Origin of the sequence: Rhizobacter sp. OV335 (genome assembly GCF_900142965.1) — a bacterium.
In the GTDB taxonomy this organism is placed as follows: domain Bacteria; phylum Pseudomonadota; class Gammaproteobacteria; order Burkholderiales; family Burkholderiaceae_C; genus Rhizobacter.
In genome coordinates, this window is the sequence record NZ_FRCQ01000011.1 from 45,139 (window position 1) to 61,939 (window position 16,801).

Below are 16,801 nucleotides of genomic sequence, written 5' to 3' on the forward strand. Positions count from 1 at the left end.
TCAATCGCTCAACGCAAATTCAACGCCTGCGTCAGATCCCCCATCGCCGCCGACCCGTTCTTCGCGAGCCCGTCATCGCGCATCTTCAAGCCCGGCAGCGTCTCCAGCTGCCAGCGCCGCGTGATGAAGCGCAGGATCGAGCCGGTGTCGTACGGCGTGTGGTCGACGAAGCCCTTCTTCGCCCACGGCGACACGATGATCGCCGGGATGCGCGTGCCCGGGCCCCAGACGTCGCCCTTCGGCACCGGCGCGTGGTCCCAGAAGCCGCCGTTCTCGTCATACGTCACGACCACCAGCATGTGCTTCCACTGCGGGCTCTGCTGCAGCGTCGCGATCAGGTCGGCAATGTGCTGGTCGCCCGACGCCACGTCGGCATAGCCCGCATGCTGGTTCAGGTTGCCCTGCGGCTTGTAGAACGCCACCGGCGGCAGCGTGCCCGCGGCCGCGTCCTTCAGGAAGCTCTCGTCGAAATCCTTCAGGTGCGCCTTGCGGTACGCGGCCTTCGCCGGATCGGTCGGGTCGACCGTCGCGTAGTAGTTGAACGGCTGGTGGTGCGTCTGGAAACCGATCGGCGACGCATAGATGATCTTGCGCGCCACCGCGGCCGGCTGCCGGCCCTCGTCGGTCGCCGCGTTCCAGGCGCCGCCGTACCAGGCCCAGTCGACCCCCTTGCGGTCGAGCATGTCGCCGATCGTCAGCTGCTTCTGCGGCGGCAGCGTGTTGGCCTTGCCGGCATCGGCCAGCAGGCCGCTGCCTGCGGCCGCGGGCGGCACGCCGCTCGGCTGGTAGGCCGGCTGCATCGTGTTCACCGCGTAGTACTGGCCATCGCCCGCGTAGTTGGCCGGCGTCAGGTTGCTGCTGTTGATGTACTTCGGCGCACCGGCGATCGCCGACGACGGCGAATCGGGCCGCGTCGTCAGCTTCGCGCTCCAGCGCCCGTCGGGCAATTTGTCGACGACCGAGATCGAGCCCTTGGCCGGCGACTGCTCGGCCTCCGGATACACCGGCACGCAAGCGCACACCAGGTACTGGTGGTTCAGGAACGAGCCGCCGAACGCGCCCATGTAGAAGCGGTCGGCCAGCACGTACTGCTGCGCGACCTGCCACAGCCGCATGCGGCTGCCGTCGTAGTAGCCGAGCGACAGGCCGCCGCCGTCGGCCCAGGCGGCGAACTTGTCGTTGTGCCCGCCGTTGATCTGCATCTGGTTCTCGAAGAAGCGGTGGTACAGGTCGCGCGTGATCACGTCCTTCCCGACCTTCACGCCGCTGCCCTGGTAGCCGGCCTCGGCATCGATCTGGAACGGCTTGTTGTCCTGGTTCGCGGTCGCGCCCTGCGCCAGCGTCACCGCCTGGCCCGCCGCGGTGACGCCGCCCCAGGTCTGCGGCAGCTTGGGCAGCACGAGGTTGCTGTCGCGCTCGGTCTGCGGCTGCCAGGTGCCGCGCGACGACGGGTTCACGCCGGGAATGCCGTCGGCACCGGGGAACAGGCCGTACAGGGTGTCGAAGGCGCGGTTCTCCGCAAAGATCACGACGATCGTCTGGATACTGTCCTGCAGCTTCGCATCGCTGACGGATCCGCCCACCGGCGGTTGGGTGCCGCACGCGGCAAGGGACGCCGCCAGCGCAACGGCAGTGGCACGGATCTTCATCGGTCGCTCTCCTGGATTCTTCTAGGGAGCGCCATCTTCCATCATTTCTCCAGCGGTTTGAGCTGCTGCAACAAGGTCGGGATCAGCTCGCTGATGGTCGGGTGGATGTGCACCGCCCGCGCGATCACGGTGTACGGCGCGTTGGCCGCCATCACGTCGAGCAGCGAATGCACGATCTCGTCGCCGTCGATGCACAGCAGCGACGCGCCGAGGATGCGCTCGGTCTGCGCATCCACCAGCACCTTCATGAAGCCCTGCGTCTCGCCGCGCTCCTTCGCGCGGCCGACCCGCGTCATCGGCATCACGCCGACCAGCGCGTCGCGCCCGCTCGCCCGCACCTCGGCCTCGGTCATGCCGACGCGGCCGAGCGGCGGGTCGATGTAGAGCGCATACGCCGGGATGCGGTCGCTGACGCGGCGCGGGTCGTCGTCCAGCAGGTTGGCGGCGACGATCTCGTGGTCGTTGTACGAGGTGTGCGTGAACGCGCCGCGGCCGTTGCAATCGCCCATCGCCCAGATGCCCGGCACGCTGGTGCGCAGCTGGTCGTCGACCTCGATGAAGCCGCGCGCATCGCAGGCCACGCCGGCGTGCTCGAGCCCGAGGTCATCGGTGTTCGGTCGACGGCCCACCGCCACCAGCAGGTGGCTGCCGGTGAACTCGCGCGGCCGGCCGTCCTGCGTGATGTTCAGCCGGATCGCACCCTCCGCCGTGCGCGCCAGCGAGAAATCGCGCGCCATCGTGACCACCTCGATGCCCTCGCGCTCGAGGATCGCGCGGATCTCGGCCGACACCTCGGGATCCTCGCGCGACACCAGGCGCCCGCCGTGTTCCAGCACCGTGACGCGCGCGCCGAAGCGGCGGTGCATCTGCGCGAACTCCAGCCCGATGTAGCTGCCGCCGACCACCAGCAGGTGCTCCGGCACGACGTCGAGCGACATCATCGAGGTGTTCGTCAGCACCGGCACGTCGGCGATGCCGGGCCAGTCGGGCAGCAGCGCGCGCCCACCGGTGTTGATGAAGACCTTCGGCGCCTCGAGCAGTTCGTCGCCGACCTGCACGCGCTGCGGTCCGGCGAAGCGCGCGTGGCCCCAGACCAGGCTCAGGTTCTCCATGCCGCCGAGCCACGACGACAGCGACGCCACCGACTGCGCCACCATCGCGTCCTTGCGCGCCTTCACTGCCTGCATGTCGACGCGCACCGCGCCGTCGATCACGACGCCGTAGTCGGCCGCGCGGCGCGCCACATGCGCGGTGCGCGCGCTCGCCACCAGCGTCTTGGTCGGGATGCAGCCGTCGTTGACGCAGGTGCCGCCGAGGTGCTCGCGCTCGACCAGCGCGGTCTTCATGCCGGCGGCACACAGCTTCGCGGCGAGGAACGGGCCGGCCTGGCCGCTGCCGATCACGATGGCGTCGAATTGGCGTGTCATCAGAATCCTCCGAGGGGTGTGTGCAACAAGCTGCCGAGCATCATGCGTCGACATGAAAGAAGCTGCACCTCGGTCGGATTCGCGACAGGAAACTGACAGCCCTCATCACAGCAGGGCGCTTGACCCGCCCATGCCGGCTCCTTAGACTCCGCCGCCCAGGGCCCCCAAGAATTCTTGGGGCCCGCGCCAGCCGGCCGCCTGTCATGCGGCACACGACTCCCACACGGAGACGCTCCCCCCCTTCAACCGGGCCTCGGCTGCCCTTGCCGCCGAGGAACATTGCGTCTTCGAGGCCTGCGTGGACACGAGTCGTCATCGGCTGCTCGACAGCCAGTTCCAGCTTCACAGCGCGTTCGGCGATGCGTGGTTCTTCGACCGCATCGCGCGCTCGTACGAACCCTCGCCGATCGAGCCCTGCGCCACGCCGTCGCTCGACATCCGCGTGCACCACGCGAGCGCCGCCGAGCTGATCGACGCCGCCGCCGACTGGCCGGCGCATGCGCGCTTCCACCGCTCGCTGAACTACCCGCACTGGAACCTCGAAGGCCCGGCCCAGCTCGATGCCGACAGCAGCACCGGCGCGATCCACCTGCCCGGCGAAGGCATGCTGTTCCGCCACGACGCGCGCCGCGCCTGCCTGGACGTGCACATCGACCCGATGCACGCGCTGCGCTCCAGCGAACTGATCTTCCATGCGGCGCGCAACCTGACGCTGTGGCGCCGCGGCCCGCGCTTCGCACCCATGTTGCATGCGAGCGCGATCGTGCTCGACGGCGCGGCCTGGCTGTTCCTCGGCAGCAAGGGGGCCGGCAAGTCGACGCTGTTCATCGACACGGTGCTGCGGCACGGCGCGCGGCCGCTGGCCAACGACCGCGTGCTGCTCGATGCCGAAGACGGCCGCAGCGTGTGGTCGTGGCCCAGCTACCTGTCGTACTGCGAAGGCACCATCGTCGACTACCCCGAGCTGCGGCGCATCTTCGACGCCGGCCTGCGCGACCTGCAGCGCCGCCACCTCGACGCCGGCCAGACCTGCGACCGCGCGCTGTACCGGCGCAGCTACCAGCAGCAGCACAAGCGCATCGTCGCGCCCTGCCTGCTGGCCGAGGTGCTGGGCACGCTGTACGTGCCGCGCGCGCCGCTGGCCGGCGTGGTGCGGGCCACGCTCGAACCCGGCCATGCGGCCGGCATCACGCTGCACTCGGCCGGCAGCACCGCCGGCCTGCAGCATGCCGACATCGCCGATGCGCTGTTCCCGGCCGACGACCCCGATTTCCCGTGCTGGCACGGCGACACGCGCGGCCTCGCGCAGCGCGGCGACCCCGCCGCCGCGGCGCTCGGCTGGCTGCGTGCCGCCGGCGTCCCCTGGCTCGAGCTCACGCTCGACCCGGTCAGCGGCAAGCAGGGCCTGCGGAAACTTCTCGATCGATGAAAGGGAACACAACATGACCTGCAGAGAACTGCCGCTGGACTTCAGTTTCGCCGACACCGAGCGCAGCGCGCTGGTGCGGCGGCTCGAATCCATCCGCGTCAACCCGTACAAGGCCTACGAGGCCTTCCGCCACGAGATCCGCATGCTGGTCGCGGGCGACCCCCACGTCGCGCGGTACCGCGATTTCATGGAGGGGCGCCGCCGCGTGTCGGCCTACGAGCGGCCGTTCGTGTTCATCGAGAACTGCCCGATCGACGACGTGCTGCCCGAGCTCGGCAATGCCGACCCGGTGGCCGACAAGCACCGGTTGAAGCGCAGCTTCGTCGCCGAGGGCTTCCTGCAGCTGCATGCCGAGGTGGCCGGCGAGCATCCGATCTCGTACCTGAACGTGAACGACGGCGATGTCTTCCAGGACATCTTCCCGAAGGAATCGCTGGGCGCCTCGCAATCGCAGAAGGCGCTCGGCCCGATCCACTTCCACAAGGACCTGGCGAACCATTTCGTGCGCCCCGACCTGGTCAACATCCTGGCGCTGCGCAGCTGCGACGACAACGAGATCTGGACCACCTTCGTCGCCAACCGCGACGTTCTCGCGGCGCTCGACAAGAACACGCTCGCGGTGTTGCGCGAAGGGGCGTTCTACACCCCGTACGACGACCTGTCGATGATGGGCGGCAACGTGGCGCTGGGCAAGGCGGCCGACCATGCCGTGCTGACGCGCGAGGTCGAACTGCGCTTCTTCGAGAACCGCACCGAAGGCCTGACCGATTCGGCGACCCGGGCGGTGAAGCGCCTGACCGAGGCGCTGCATGCCGTGAAGCGTCGGGTGCAGATGCGGCCCGGCGACTTCGTATCGATCTCGAACAACCTGTCCTTGCACGGCAAGGAGATCGGCGCCGTGCGCAACGAGGCCGCGCAACGCCAGCGCTGGAGCATCAAGACGGTCAACGTCCATGCGATCGCGCCGCACGTGCCCCACCTGGTCCCGGGCAGCTCGTACCTGATCAATGGATGAGCGGCACCCACCCACCCGCTGGTGCGCCGTGACGGGCGCCAGCCGCGGCATCGGCCGTGCGGTCACGCAGGGGCTGCTCGCGAGCGGGTTCAGCGTCATCGGCATCGCCCGCAATGCCGCGCTGCTGGCCGAGATGGTGCGCGACTGGCCGCAGCGCTTCATCGCGCTGCCGCACGACGTCGCCCGGCCCGGCCTGCGCGCCGCCTTCGACAGGCTCGCCGCCAGCGAGCGCCTGCGGCTGCACGACATCGAACTCGCGGTGCATTGCGCCGGTTGCGCGTTCCAGGGCGCGCCGCTCACCGACATGAGCGATGCCGACCTGCACGCCACCATCGACACCAACGTGCTCGGGACCACGCTGGTCGTGCGCGACGTCGCCCGCCTGCTGCAGCAGCGCGGCGGCGGCACGCTGATCGTGCTCGGTTCCATCGCCGGCCACGACGCCGCGCCGGCGATGGCCGCCTATGCCGCGAGCAAGGCCTACACGCAGCAGCTGCTGCGCTGCGTGCGCGCCGACCTGCACGGCTCGGGCGTGCGCGTCAGCTGCGTGCAGCCCGGCACCACCCGCACCGGCCTGCTCGACGGCCAGCCCGGGCTCGACGCCGCCCAGCGCTTCGAGGGCTTTGCGCCGCTCGAAGCGCAAGACCTCGCCCGCACGATCGAATGGATCCACCGTCAGCCCGCGCACGTCAACGTGCAGGAGATCAGCCTCTTCCCGGTCGCGCAAAGCCTGTACGTGCGCGGCATCCATCGCCACCCGCCCCCGGTCGACAGCCGGGCGGCATCCCTGCGTTGACCCTGTCCCTCCACTCACGGCACGCCACCATGTCATACACCGCCTTCACCACACCGCTCGCCACGGCCCCCCTCAGCCTGCCCTTGTCGGGCGCATCGACCGCACCGGCCGACACCACCGGCATCGACAGCGAAATGCTCCAGGTCGCCAGGCTGCTCTGGCCCAGCCCGCAGTCGATCGAGCCGGTCGCCGGCGGCCTGTTCAACCGCGTGCTGAAGGTGACCTCGCCGGCCGGCACGCACTACCTGAAGCGCTTCACCGAAGTGGCCTTGTCGGGCGATTTCCCGCCGTTGCCGACCCGTGCCGCGCAGCGCTGCCTCGTCGCCTGCAGCTGGCACGACCTGGCGTCGCGCGCCTGCGCGCCGCAGGCCGCCGCCCGGCCGCTGAACGTGCCGGCGCTGCTCGCGATACAGAGCGAATACGACATCGTCGCGATGGACGCCGCGGCCGGCGCGCCGCTGTACGAGCGCCTGCAGGCCACCAGCAGCGAGGCAGCCGCGCTCGAGGTGCCGCTGCGGTCGATCGCGCGCTGGCTGGGCCGGCTGCATTCGCTGCCACTGCAGCCGCGCAACCACCTGCTCGCCGCGAGCCGGCCGTTCAAGGCCTTCAAGATCGAGCTGCAATACGTCCGCCTGGTCGACGAACTGCCGCCGCCGCTGCACCGCGATGCGCTGGCGTTCATCCACGACTACCTGGCGCTCGAAGCCGAGCCGGTGCACGGCGACCTGAACTCGCGCAACCTGCTGGTCGACGGCAACAACGTGGTGTCGGTGATCGACTTCGAGCAGGGCCACTTCGGCGAAGGCAGCTACGACCTCGCCTACCTGCTCAGCGAGTACGCGATCCGCGCGCTGCACCAAGACCGCGACCCGCTGCCGATCGTCGCCCGCGCCTGGGATCACTACGGCAGCGCCAGGCTGCCGGCCGACCCGGCGGCCTGGCAGCGGCGCCTGCACCTGCACCTGGCCTTCCAGTGCCTGTACCGGCTGGTCGGCCCGACGCGCGCCGTCTGGACCGGCCACCTCGACGAGGCCGCCGGCCGGCGCGTGCGCGAATGGAGCCTGGGCGTGCTGGAGCGCCTGCTGTGACCCGCACCGGGCAAGGCTTGCGAGATTGGCGAACGTGGCATCTGCCGCTCGGCTACATCGGCTTCTTCCTGCCGGCCGGTGTGCTGCTGGGCTACCTGCCACCCTTCCTGCGCGACAAGGGGCTGGCCCCCGACGAGGTCGGCTGGATCTTCAGCGCGGTGTTCGGCGTCAAGCTGCTGACCGGGCCGATGCTCGCCTGGTGGGCCGATGCGTCGCGGCGCCAGTCGCACCTGCTGTGGATGGCGGCCTGGGCCGGCCTGGCCGCCGTCTGGCTGCTGGCCAGCTCGACGCACTTCGGCGGGCTGCTGCTCGGCGTGGTCGTCATCGCTGCGTGCCGCAACTATTTCCAGAGCCTGCTGGAGGCCCTCGCGACCCGGCTGCGCGGTGCCGGCGGCGGCGTGCGCTATGGGTCGATGCGGGCGCTCGGCTCGGCCTCGGTGTGCGCCGGCGTGCTGCTGTTCGGCGGCCTGTGGTCGGCCGGCCCGGCGTGGCAGCAGGCCGCGCTGCCGCTGCTGGTGCTGGTGTCGGCGCTGGTGCTGCTCTTCAGCCTGCGCGGGATGCAATCGGCCGTGCAGGCGATGTTGCAAGCGACGGTGCAGGGCGGGCCGCAGACGCAGTCGCCGGCTGCCGCGCAGCACCCCGCCGCAAGGTCAGCGCGCACGCCGCCCTCGCTCGCGACCCGCAGCGGCCTGCTGCTGCTGGCGGGCGCCACGCTGCTGATCGGCGCCAACGGCGTGTTCTACGGCAGCGCGACGCTGCTGCTGCAACAGCGCGGCGCCGGGGGCCCGGCCATCGCCGCGCTGTGGTGCGCCGCGTTCGGCGTCGAAGCGCTCGGCTTCGCCGCCTTCGACCGCCTGCGCGCCCGCTGGGGCAACGCCCGGGTGTTCGGCGTGATCGTCATGCTGTCGCTGCTGCGCTGGTCGCTGCTCGCGGCCGACGGCGCGCTGCCGTGGATGCTGGCGGGTTTCGTGCTGCACGTCGCATCGTTCTCGTGGATGCACGCACTGTGCGCGCTGTGGGTCCGCGACCTGAGCCCGAGCCGTTACGCCATCACCGGGCAGGCGATCTACACCGCCTGCGCGCACGGCATCGGCTTGGCCGGCGCCGCCTGGTTCGCCAGCCGCGCGCTGCCGACCTGGGGCGCCGGCGTGTACGGGCTGGCGGCCACGATGACCGCTGGCGGCGCGCTGGTGATCGCGACGCGCGCGGCGCTGGCCGAGCGTGCACGCGTGAGCGCGGTGCTGCAGGCCTGACACCACGCCGCCAGCGGCCCCCGCTCCTGCCGTTCGCCCTGCCCGTCATCCCCACGAGAAGCCCCAAATGAGAGATTGCGCGCAACTCGCCGCACGGCTGTCGCAGGCCACGCTCCAGCACTGCCCGCATGCGCTGGCGGTCGCGCTCGGCGGCTCGCAGGCCAGCGGCCGTCATGACGACCAGTCCGACCTCGACCTCGTCGTGCTGCTGGCCGAGGGGGCCTTGATCGACGGCGCCCGGCAGGTCGCCGCCGCGCTGCTGCCGCTGGTCGCCGAGCCGGTGCAGCTGGTGGGCGGTCCGAGCTGGAAAGAAGGCTTCGGCTGCCGCACCTCGGTGCTGTACGCCGACGGCTTCAAGCTCGAACTCTTCGTCGTGACGCCCGACACGCTGCCGGTCGTCGAGCGCGTGCTGCGCTGGCAGCCGCTGTGGGGCTCCAGGCACCTGATGCCGCTCCAGGCGGCGGTGGCTCGCCAGCTGACGAACGACCGCATCGCGGCACGCGCCCAGTTCGACGTCGGTTATGCCCACATGTCGATCTGCCGCCACCTGTCGCGCGGCGAGCTGTTCGCGGCGCGCCACGTGCTGGCCAGCCTGGTCGCGATCGCGCTCGCGCTGCGCCTGTTCCAGCTGGGCCGCGCCTACGACCCGGTCGCGAGCGTCAAGCGCATCGTGCGCGAAGGCCTCGACAGCGACCGCGTGGTGCGCGAGATCGACAGCGCCTCGACCCACCTCGGCGGCAACGCGCTGCAACTGGCCGCGGCGCTGCACGCGCTGCGGCGTGTCTGCTGGGCGGTGCTGCGCGACCTGCCCGAGCGCAGCAAGGGCACCTGCGCGGCGCAGCAGCACCTGGAACAGATCGCCGCAGCCCCCGAGCGCTGGATGGAAACCAGCGCCGGCGCGGTCGCGGCGCGCGAGTACGTCTCGGAACCGGCGCCGCTCTCGTCAGAAGTGAATGCCGCGCATCATCTGCTGCAAGGCCATCGCCTCGGGTGACAGCGTGGGCTTGCCGGCCTTGTCGCCCTTGGCCGCGGAGCTGTCCGGGAACATCCGGAAGCTGGTGTTCATCACGATCTGCGCGATGCGCGGCACCAGCGCATGCAGCACCTCGCCGGCAATGCCCAGGCGCGTCGCGATGCGCACCGGCTTGTAGACGCAGGCCTGCGCGATCATGTCGGCCGCCTCTTCGGGCGCGAGCGTCGGCACGTTGTTGTAGATCTTGGTCGGCGCGATCATCGGCGTGCGCACCAGCGGCATGTTGATCGTCGTGAAGGTGATGCCGGTGTCGGCGTACTCGCTCGATGCGCAGCGCGTCCAGGCGTCGAGTGCCGCCTTGCTGGCCACGTAGGCCGAGAAGCGCGGCGCATTCGTCAGCACGCCGATCGAGCTGATGTTGACGATGTGGCCCTTCTTCTTCGCGACCATGCCGGGCAGCAGGCCCATCGTCACGCGCAGGCAGCCGAAGTAGTTCAGCTGCATCGTGCGCTCGAAATCGTGGAAGCGGTCGTAGCTGCTCTCGATCGCGCGACGGATCGAGCGGCCGGCGTTGTTGACCAGGAAATCGACGCCGCCGAAGTTGGTGTTGATCCAGTCGATCAAATCGCGGCAGCTGGCCTCGTCGGAGATGTCGGACGAGAAGGTCTCGACGCGGGCGTCCTTGCCGGCGGCCAACAGGATCTCCTTGCGGGCCTCGGCCAGCTTGGCCTCGTCGCGGGCGCAGATCAGCGTGATCGCGCCGGCCTCGGCGAACTTGATCGCCGCCGCCAGCCCGATGCCCGACGAGCCGCCGGTCACCAGCACCACCTTGCCGCCCACCGTGCCGCGCAGCGAGCGGTCGATCAGCAGCGCCGGGTCGAGGTGGCGCTCCCAGTAATCCCACAGCCGCCATGCGTAGTCGCGCAGGTCCGGGCAGGCGATGCCCGAGCCCTTCAGCGCGGCCAGCGTGTCGCGGCAATCGAAGCGCGTCGGGTAGTTGATGAAGGTGAAGATGTCTTCCGGCAGGCCGAGGTCCTTCATCACCGCGGCGCGCACGCGGCGCACCGGCGCCAGCGCCATCAGGCCCTTCTTGACGCTGCGCGGAATGAAGCCCAGCAGCGCGGCATTGATGAACAGGTTCATCTTCGGCGCATGCGCGGCCTTGCTGAAGATGTCGAGCACGTCGCCGACGCGGTAGCCCTGCGGGTCGACGAGGTGGAAGCATTTGCTGCCGAGCTCGGCTTTCGAGTGGCTGATGTGGTCGAGCGCGGCGACGACGAAATCGACCGGCACGATGTTGACCCGACCGCCTTCGAGGCCGACGCTCGGCATCCACGGCGGCAGGATCTGCCGCATGCGCTGGATCAGCTTGAAGAAGTAGTACGGGCCGTCGATCTTGTCCATCTCGCCGGTCTGCGAATCGCCGGCCACCATCGCCGGGCGGTACACCGTCCACGGGACCTTGCATTCCTTGCGCACGATCTTCTCGCTCTCGTGCTTGGTCATGAAGTACGGGTGGTCGAGGCCCTCGGCCTCGTCGAACATGTCTTCGCGGAACACGCCCTCGTACAGGCCGGCGGCCGCGATCGAGCTGACGTGGTGCAGGTGGCCGGCGTCGATGGCGCGGACGAACTCGACGACGTTGCGCGTGCCTTCGACGTTGACCCTCACCTGGCTCTCTTCGTCGGCCGCGAGGTCGTAGACGGCGGCGAGGTGGTAGGCGTGGTCGATCTTGCCCTTCAGCGCCTTCAGCGCATCGGCCGCGACGCCGAGCTTCTTCGCGGTGAGGTCGCCGTAGACCGGCACGGCGCGCGCCTTCGTGACGCCCCAGTACTGCAGCAGTTCGTCGACCTTGCCTTCGCTTTCGGGCCGCAGCAGGAAGTGGACGGTGGCGCCGCGGCGCTGCAGCAGGGTCTTGACGAGCCGCTTGCCGATGAAGCCGGTGGCGCCGGTGACGAAATACTGCATGCAGTCCTCCTGGGAACGGTCGGGTTGGTTTGGTTTGATTCTTGACCAAACCCGCAGGCGCCCTGCTGCGCGATTACCCGAGCCCGCCACCGATGCCGCATAGAGGCTGCGCCCTAGAGAAAGCCGGTGCCGCGTGCGAGGTGCCCTCCTATAGTGGCGCGGCGACTTTCACATCACCGACTCCACAACCCACAGAGGAACCCATGGTCAAGAAACTGCAGAAGATGGCCGAGAAGAAGAGCGCTTCGGCGGCCGGCCTGCTCGACAGCGCGTTCGCCGGCACGGTGAAGGATTCGGCCCAGCAGATCTGGCTGGCCGGCCTCGGCGCCTTCTCGAAGGCCCAGGAAGAAGGCGGCAAGGTGTTCGACGCGCTGGTCAAGGAAGGCGTCAGCCTGCAGCGCAAGACCCAGGCGGTGGCCGAGGAGAAGATCGGCGAGGTCACGAACAAGATGAGCGGCATGGCCGGCGACGTGAGTGCCAAGGCCGGCCAGCACTGGGACAAGCTGGAAACGATCTTCGAGGAACGCACCGCGAAGGCGCTGGCCAAGCTGGGCGTGCCGAGCGCCAAGGATGTCGCTGCGCTGACGAAGCGCATCGACGAACTGAGCGCGAAGGTCGCCGGTCTGAACGGCAGCGCGCCCGCCAAGGCGGCACGCAAGGCCGCGTCAAAGGCCCCCGTGAAGGCACCGACCAAGACGCCCGCCAAACGGGCCGCACGCAAGACCGCCTGAGCGGGTTCAGCCCAGCGGACGCCGCGGAACCGGCTCCGCCGGGCCGCTGGCGGCGCCCCCTTGAGGGGGAAGGCGCGCAGCGCCTCCGGGGGTGGTCAACTTTCTACCTCCGGGGGTGGTCAACTTCTGCGGTGGTCAACGCTTCATGTCTTCCCACTCGCGCTCGACTTCCATGAAGGTCGTGACGCTCGCTTCGCGCACCTGCACATGCGTGGTGTCGCCGAAGTCGGCCTGCCGCGTGCCGGCGCTGATGCGCGTGCGCGCCAGCGTGCCCGAGGCGCGTGCGCGCAGCAGCGTCAGGCCGCGCGCCGACCAGTCCATCACCAGCGTGTCGAGCTGGGCCATCGCCTTGCGCAGCAGTTCGGCCGGCAGGTCCTCGAAGGCCTTCATGCCCTTGGTCTTCAGCGCGCGCTCCAGCATGTTGAGGTGCACCAGCACGCTGCGCGAGCGCGGATCGCGGTCGAGCACCGCGCCCAGTTCGAGGCGCATCGCCTGCACGTCGGCGGTGTCCGACGGCGTCATCTTCGAGCCGTCCATCGTGGTGTCGCCGAAGCGGGTCGCGGGATCGTCGAGCACGAGCTTGAAATCCAGGCCCTGACGCTTCAGCCGGACCGGCCGGCGGAACAATCGCTTCAGCCAGCGCACCGGGTTCTTCAGGAACGCATTCGGGTCCGCGGCCGGCTTACTCGCCTTGCCGGGCTTGGCCGCCTTGCTTCCCTTGCTTCCCTTGGTGTCTTTGGTGGCCGTGGAGGCGGGCGTCGCAGTCGACGCCTTCATCGGCCGGGCCGGGGCGGCCGCGCTCTTCGGCGCACCCTTGGCCGACCCCTTCGCAGCGGCGGGCTTGGTGTCGGGCTTGGATTGGGTCGGAAACTTCATGCTTTGCCTTGTCAGCCCGCGGGCTCAGCGAGGATCGTGCCACGAGGGGCCATGGCGCCGTCATCGCAATTCGCCGCCAATCGCCGCCAATCGCTGCCGGCCGGCAATCCATCACGGTTTGATTGCGCACCGTTGCGGTGCCGAATGAACCCCCCATCATCCCGCAAACCAGCCGGGAAACAACCACAGCGCACCCGCCGTCATCACCAGGTAGCGTGCGAACTTGCCGATCGCCATGAATCCGACGCAGGGCCAGAACGGCAGCTTGAGCCAACCGGCCACCGCGCACAGCGGATCGCCGACGATCGGCAGCCACGACAGCAGGCAGGCCTTGGCGCCGAAGCGCTGCAGCCAGCGCAGCACGCGCACCTCGTGCGGCTTGTGCTTCACGTGCTCGTAGGCCTTCTCGGCGCCGTAGCCCATCCACCAGGTGATCGCGCCGCCCAGCGTGTTGCCGGCGGTCGCCACCAGCACGGCGGGCCAGAACAGGCTGGTGTTGGCACTCACGACGGCCACCACCATCGGCTCCGAGCCCATCGGCAGCAAGGTGGCGGAGATCAGCGCGATCACGAAGATCGAACTGAGGCCATATCCGGGCAGCGCCAGCAGGGCGATCAGCGGGTCGATCCATGCATCCATCCGCGGGCATTATGCGCAGGCCCCAAGGGCTATACTCTGCCTCCTTTTTTGGCACTCCGCCCACCATGCCCACCGGCCCCGTCATCGGCAACATCGTGCTGCCGAACCGCTTGTTCGCCGCGCCGATGGCAGGGGTGACCGACCGGCCGTTCCGCCAGCTGTGCAAGCGGCTGGGCGCGGGCTACGCGGTGAGCGAGATGGTGACGTCGCGGCGCGAGCTGTGGAACAGCCTGAAGACCTCGCGGCGCGCCAACCACGACGGCGAGGTGGCGCCGATCGCGGTGCAGATCGCCGGCACCGAGCCGCAGGAGATGGCCGAGGCCGCCGCCTACAACATCGACCGCGGCGCGCAGGTCATCGACATCAACATGGGCTGCCCGGCCAAGAAGGTCTGCACCAAGTGGGCCGGCTCGGCGCTGATGCAGGACGAGCCGCTCGCGCTCTCGATCATCGAGGCGGTGGTCGCCGCCTGCGCGCCGCGCCATGTGCCGGTGACGCTGAAGATGCGCACCGGCTGGTGCCAGAGCGAACGCAATGCGCTCGCGATCGCCCGCGCGGCCGAATCGGCCGGCATCGCGATGGTGACGGTGCACGGCCGCACCCGCGAGCAGGGCTACGGCGGCCACGCCGAGTACGACACGATCGCCGCGGTGAAGGCCGCGCTGCGCATCCCGGTGGTGGCCAATGGCGACATCGACTCGCCCGAGAAGGCGCGCGAGGTGCTGGCCGCGACCGGCGCCGACGCGCTGATGATCGGCCGCGCGGCGCAGGGCCGGCCGTGGATCTTCCGCGAGATCGCGCACTTCCTCGACACCGGCGAGCACCTGCCGGCGCCCGAGGTGCTGCAGGCCAAGACCTGGCTGCTGGAGCACCTGCACGAGCACTACGGCCTCTATGGCGAATACGCCGGCGTGCGCACCGCACGCAAGCACATCGGCTGGGCGGTGCGCGCACTGCCCGGCGGCGAGGGCTTTCGGGCCCGCATGAACACGCTGGACTCCTGCGAGGAGCAGGTCCGCGCCGTGACGGACTGGTTCGATCAACTGGCCGACACGCACCATCGGCTGCCCGCGGCACACCCCGGCGGCGCAGCCAACCACGATCTCATCGAACAAGAAGCATGAGCAAGAAGCACATCGAAGAATGCATCCGTGACAGCCTCGAGACCTACTTCAAGGACCTGCGCGGCGTCGAGCCGAACGCCATGTACGACATGATCCTGAAGGTCGTCGAGAAGCCGCTGCTCGACGTGGTGATGAAGCATGCCGACGGCAACCAGAGCCGCGCCGCCGAATGGCTGGGCATCAACCGCAACACGCTGCGGCGCAAGCTGCTCGACCACAAGCTCACCAAATAACTCGAGACCCTCTCATGCAAGCCCTGCTTTCCGTTTCCGACAAGACCGGCGTTCTCGACCTCGCACGCGAACTGCACGCCCTCGGCTGCAAGCTGCTGTCCACCGGCGGCACCGCGAAGCTACTCGCCGACGCCGGCCTGCCGGTGACCGAGGTCGCCGACCACACCGGCTTCCCCGAGATGCTCGACGGCCGCGTGAAGACGCTGCACCCGAAAGTGCACGGCGGCCTGCTGGCGCGGCGGGACGTGCCGGAGCACATGGCGGCGCTGCAGGCGCACGGCATCTCGACGATCGACTTGCTGGTCGTCAACCTGTATCCGTTCGAGGCCACGGTGGCCAAGCCCGGCTGCACGCTCGAAGACGCGATCGAGAACATCGACATCGGCGGGCCGGCGATGGTGCGCTCGGCCGCGAAGAACTGGAAAGACGTCGCGGTGCTGACCGACGCGTCCCAATACGCCGGCGTCGTCGCCGAGCTGAAGGCCGCGGGCAGCGTCAGCCGCGAGACGAAGTTCAAGCTGTCGGTGGCGGCGTTCAACCGCATCGCCGATTACGACGGCGCGATCAGTGACTACCTGTCGTCGCTGCAGGCCGGCGGCAGCCGCAGCGCCTTCCCGGCCCAGAGCAACGGCCGCTTCGTGAAGCTGCAGGACCTGCGCTACGGCGAGAACCCGCACCAGTCGGCCGCGTACTACCGCGACCTGAACCCGGCACCGGGCTCGCTGGTCACCGGCCAGCAGTTGCAGGGCAAGGAGCTGTCGTACAACAACATCGCCGATGCCGATGCGGCCTGGGAATGCGTCAAGTCGTTCGGCCCGGGCGACGCACCGGCTGCCTGCGTGATCGTCAAGCATGCGAACCCGTGCGGCGTCGCGATCGGCGCCGATGCCGCGCAGGCCTACAGCAAGGCGCTGCACACCGACCCGAGCTCGGCCTTCGGCGGCATCATCGCGTTCAACGTCGAGCTCGACGGCGCGGCGGCGGCGCTGGTCGTCAAGCAGTTCTCCGAAGTGGTGATCGCGCCGTCGTTCAGTGCCGAGGCGCTGGCGGCCTTCAAGGGCAAGCCGAACGTGCGGCTGCTGCAGATCGCGCTGCCGCCGGGCGGCGCCACGCCGTGGTCGCAGGGCCGCAATGCGCAGGACGTGAAGCGCATCGGCTCGGGCCTGCTGATCCAGGGCGCCGACAACCACGAGATGGCGATCGCCGACCTGAAGGTCGTCACCGTCAAGCAGCCGACGCAGCAGCAGATGCTGGACCTGCTGTTCGCGTGGAAGGTCGCGAAGTACGTCAAGAGCAACGCGATCGTGTTCTGCGCGAACGGCATGACGCTCGGCGTTGGCGCGGGGCAGATGAGCCGCGTCGACTCGTCGCGCATCGCGAGCATCAAGGCCGAGAACGCCAAGCTGTCGCTGAAGGATTCGGCGGTCGCGAGCGATGCGTTCTTCCCGTTCCGCGACGGGCTGGACGTGGTGATCGATGCCGGCGCGAGCTGCGTGATCCACCCGGGCGGCAGCATGCGCGACGACGAGGTGATCGCCGCCGCGAACGAGCGCGGCATCTCGATGGTGCTCACCGGCATCCGCCACTTCAGGCATTGAGC

General features: G+C 69.5%; 15 protein-coding genes. 10 read left to right on the top strand and 5 right to left on the bottom strand.

Annotated features, from left to right (window positions below):
- Window positions 1–8 precede the first annotated feature (8 nt).
- Both acpA and BUE42_RS13460 read right to left on the bottom strand, forming a co-directional pair.
- Complete coding sequence (gene acpA / locus BUE42_RS13455) at window positions 9–1,649, bottom strand: acid phosphatase (protein WP_073465621.1); 1,641 nt, start codon at window positions 1,647–1,649, stop codon at window positions 9–11.
- A gap of 41 nt (window positions 1,650–1,690) precedes the next feature.
- Entirely contained in the window at window positions 1,691–3,076 is a 1,386-nt protein-coding gene (locus BUE42_RS13460) for an FAD-containing oxidoreductase (protein ID WP_073465622.1), read from the bottom strand.
- A gap of 298 nt (window positions 3,077–3,374) precedes the next feature.
- On the opposite strand from BUE42_RS13460, the gene BUE42_RS13465 reads away from it, so the two are divergent.
- The 6 genes from BUE42_RS13465 (at window position 3,375) to BUE42_RS13490 (ending at window position 9,651) form a co-directional block, all read left to right on the top strand.
- A complete protein-coding gene (locus BUE42_RS13465) occupies window positions 3,375–4,505 on the top strand; it encodes a hypothetical protein (RefSeq protein ID WP_073465623.1) in 1,131 nt (376 codons plus the stop codon).
- 13 nt (window positions 4,506–4,518) lie between these two features.
- Entirely contained in the window at window positions 4,519–5,520 is a 1,002-nt protein-coding gene (locus BUE42_RS13470) for a Fe(II)-2OG oxygenase family protein (protein ID WP_073465624.1), read from the top strand.
- Between the two features lie 28 nt (window positions 5,521–5,548).
- Window positions 5,549–6,316, top strand: a complete 768-nt coding sequence (locus BUE42_RS13475) for an SDR family oxidoreductase (RefSeq protein WP_159445416.1) — start codon at window positions 5,549–5,551, stop codon at window positions 6,314–6,316.
- A gap of 29 nt (window positions 6,317–6,345) precedes the next feature.
- Window positions 6,346–7,404 carry a phosphotransferase family protein gene (locus BUE42_RS13480; protein WP_143171482.1) on the top strand — a complete coding sequence of 353 codons (1,059 nt, stop codon included), beginning with the start codon at window positions 6,346–6,348 and terminating at the stop codon, window positions 7,402–7,404.
- 17 nt (window positions 7,405–7,421) lie between these two features.
- Entirely contained in the window at window positions 7,422–8,657 is a 1,236-nt protein-coding gene (locus BUE42_RS13485) for an MFS transporter (RefSeq protein ID WP_159445417.1), read from the top strand.
- 67 nt (window positions 8,658–8,724) lie between these two features.
- Window positions 8,725–9,651 (top strand): nucleotidyltransferase domain-containing protein, encoded by a 927-nt coding sequence (locus BUE42_RS13490; protein WP_073465628.1) that lies wholly within the window; start codon window positions 8,725–8,727, stop codon window positions 9,649–9,651.
- Here the strand turns inward: BUE42_RS13490 and BUE42_RS13495 are convergent.
- On the bottom strand, window positions 9,601–11,598 hold the full coding sequence (locus BUE42_RS13495; protein ID WP_073465629.1) for an SDR family oxidoreductase: 1,998 nt from the start codon (window positions 11,596–11,598) through the stop codon (window positions 9,601–9,603). The two genes, BUE42_RS13490 and BUE42_RS13495, sit on opposite strands and share 51 nt — an antisense overlap.
- Window positions 11,599–11,801: 203 nt before the next feature.
- On the opposite strand from BUE42_RS13495, the gene BUE42_RS13500 reads away from it, so the two are divergent.
- On the top strand, window positions 11,802–12,329 hold the full coding sequence (locus BUE42_RS13500) for a phasin family protein (RefSeq protein ID WP_073465630.1): 528 nt from the start codon (window positions 11,802–11,804) through the stop codon (window positions 12,327–12,329).
- 135 nt (window positions 12,330–12,464) lie between these two features.
- On the opposite strand, the gene BUE42_RS13505 is transcribed toward BUE42_RS13500, so the two are convergent.
- Together BUE42_RS13505 and BUE42_RS13510 are read right to left on the bottom strand one after the other, a co-directional pair.
- A complete protein-coding gene (locus BUE42_RS13505) occupies window positions 12,465–13,205 on the bottom strand; it encodes a hypothetical protein (protein WP_073465631.1) in 741 nt (246 codons plus the stop codon).
- A gap of 156 nt (window positions 13,206–13,361) precedes the next feature.
- Window positions 13,362–13,844, bottom strand: a complete 483-nt coding sequence (locus BUE42_RS13510; protein ID WP_073465632.1) for a YqaA family protein — start codon at window positions 13,842–13,844, stop codon at window positions 13,362–13,364.
- Between the two features lie 65 nt (window positions 13,845–13,909).
- Between BUE42_RS13510 and dusB the strand changes: the two genes are divergently transcribed.
- The 3 genes from dusB to purH are packed head-to-tail and all read left to right on the top strand — an operon-like array spanning window position 13,910 to window position 16,799.
- A complete protein-coding gene (gene dusB, locus BUE42_RS13515; protein ID WP_073465633.1) occupies window positions 13,910–14,968 on the top strand; it encodes a tRNA dihydrouridine synthase DusB in 1,059 nt (352 codons plus the stop codon).
- The gene (locus BUE42_RS13520; protein WP_047500781.1) at window positions 14,965–15,201 is read left to right on the top strand and encodes a Fis family transcriptional regulator; all 237 of its coding nucleotides are present in this window, start codon (window positions 14,965–14,967) and stop codon (window positions 15,199–15,201) included. The genes dusB and BUE42_RS13520 overlap by 4 nt, the downstream gene beginning before the upstream one ends.
- A gap of 14 nt (window positions 15,202–15,215) precedes the next feature.
- On the top strand, window positions 15,216–16,799 hold the full coding sequence (gene purH, locus BUE42_RS13525; RefSeq protein WP_073465634.1) for a bifunctional phosphoribosylaminoimidazolecarboxamide formyltransferase/IMP cyclohydrolase: 1,584 nt from the start codon (window positions 15,216–15,218) through the stop codon (window positions 16,797–16,799).
- The last annotated feature ends 2 nt before the right edge of the window (window positions 16,800–16,801 follow it).

Coding starts and splice junctions, on each gene's coding strand:
- acpA (WP_073465621.1), bottom strand. CDS start 1,649: ATGAAGATCCGTGCCACTGCCGTTGCGCTGGCGGCGTCCCTTGCCGCG.
- BUE42_RS13460 (WP_073465622.1), bottom strand. CDS start 3,076: ATGACACGCCAATTCGACGCCATCGTGATCGGCAGCGGCCAGGCCGGC.
- BUE42_RS13470 (WP_073465624.1), top strand. CDS start 4,519: ATGACCTGCAGAGAACTGCCGCTGGACTTCAGTTTCGCCGACACCGAG.
- BUE42_RS13480 (WP_143171482.1), top strand. CDS start 6,346: ATGTCATACACCGCCTTCACCACACCGCTCGCCACGGCCCCCCTCAGC.
- BUE42_RS13490 (WP_073465628.1), top strand. CDS start 8,725: ATGAGAGATTGCGCGCAACTCGCCGCACGGCTGTCGCAGGCCACGCTC.
- BUE42_RS13495 (WP_073465629.1), bottom strand. CDS start 11,598: ATGCAGTATTTCGTCACCGGCGCCACCGGCTTCATCGGCAAGCGGCTC.
- BUE42_RS13500 (WP_073465630.1), top strand. CDS start 11,802: ATGGTCAAGAAACTGCAGAAGATGGCCGAGAAGAAGAGCGCTTCGGCG.
- BUE42_RS13505 (WP_073465631.1), bottom strand. CDS start 13,205: ATGAAGTTTCCGACCCAATCCAAGCCCGACACCAAGCCCGCCGCTGCG.
- BUE42_RS13510 (WP_073465632.1), bottom strand. CDS start 13,844: ATGGATGCATGGATCGACCCGCTGATCGCCCTGCTGGCGCTGCCCGGA.
- dusB (WP_073465633.1), top strand. CDS start 13,910: ATGCCCACCGGCCCCGTCATCGGCAACATCGTGCTGCCGAACCGCTTG.
- BUE42_RS13520 (WP_047500781.1), top strand. CDS start 14,965: ATGAGCAAGAAGCACATCGAAGAATGCATCCGTGACAGCCTCGAGACC.
- purH (WP_073465634.1), top strand. CDS start 15,216: ATGCAAGCCCTGCTTTCCGTTTCCGACAAGACCGGCGTTCTCGACCTC.